Genomic DNA, 1,141 nt, shown 5'->3' with positions numbered 1-1,141 from the left:
GCGCGCCCTGCCCCCGCTCGCGCGCGCCGTGACCGTCCCCCGCCCCCGCCCGTGCGACCTGTCGCCGTCTGTGTACCGGAGTCCCCATGCCGAAGCACGCCCGCCCCCGCCGCGTACCCGCCGTCCTTCTCTCCGGCCGGTGGATCACCACCGCAGCCCTGGCCACCGCGGCCGTCGCGGTCACCACCGCCAACGCCGCCCCCAGCCACTCCAGCGGCGCCGGCACGGCCGCCACGGCCCGAAGCCAGACTCCTCAGCTCGAACCGACGGCCTGGAGCACACATACGTCGACGCCGGCCACCGCGGCAGCCCACCGCACCACCGGCGCCATCCCCGCGCAGCGCACCGGCTCCCACGCCAAGCACTCGGCTCTGCCCACCCAGCGCAGCACGAGCCACACGCACACCGCCGCCCACTCCTCGCACACCGCCCCCGCGACCACCGCACCGGCGACCAGCGCACCGGCCCGCACGGCCCAGGCCCGGACGACGGCCCCCCCGACCACCACCGCCACCCACAGCACGACGACGACCGCCTCCGCCACCCCGGCCACCGCCGACCACACGTCCACCCGCTCCTGGAGCGGGAGCTCCCCCACTGCCCACACCTGGACGGGATCCTCCGGGAGCAGCACCTGGCAGGCCCACAGCACGTACGGAAGCGGGACCGGCGCCACCCAGGGGACGTCGCCCTCCGGCGCCACGTCCCCGTCCACCGCGGCGACCGTCCCGGCGACCGCCGCCACCGCGGCCCCGACCACCAAGGCCACCGGCGACCTGGACAGCTGGATCAACCAGGCACTGGCCGTCATGGCCGAGAACCACATCCCGGGCAGCTACGACGGCATCTACCGCAACATCATGCGCGAGTCGTCGGGCAACCCGCAGGCCATCAACCTCACCGACTCCAACGCCGCCGCCGGACACCCCTCGAAGGGCCTCCTCCAGGTCATCGACCCCACCTTCCAGGCGTACCACGTCCCCGGCACGTCCACGGACATCTACGACCCGGTCGCCAACATCACCGCGGCCTGCAACTACGCCGCACACTTCTACGGCTCCATCGACAACGTCAACGGCCCCTACTGACGGGCTCAGCACGACGCAGCACGGCGTCACGGCCGTCGCGGCGCCGAACCCGG

General features: G+C 74.3%; 1 protein-coding gene. It reads left to right on the top strand.

The window, feature by feature from the left end:
- The first annotated feature begins 86 nt into the window (after positions 1-86).
- Complete coding sequence (locus tag ABZ641_RS38765) at positions 87-1,088, top strand: transglycosylase SLT domain-containing protein (RefSeq protein WP_359989402.1); 1,002 nt, start codon at positions 87-89, stop codon at positions 1,086-1,088.
- The last annotated feature ends 53 nt before the right edge of the window (positions 1,089-1,141 follow it).

This window comes from Kitasatospora sp. NPDC007106, from assembly GCF_040634455.1.
In the GTDB taxonomy this organism is placed as follows: domain Bacteria; phylum Actinomycetota; class Actinomycetes; order Streptomycetales; family Streptomycetaceae; genus Kitasatospora; species Kitasatospora arboriphila.
The sequence above is the reverse complement of the archived record's forward strand: the minus strand, read 5'-3'. Positions and strand labels throughout refer to the sequence as shown.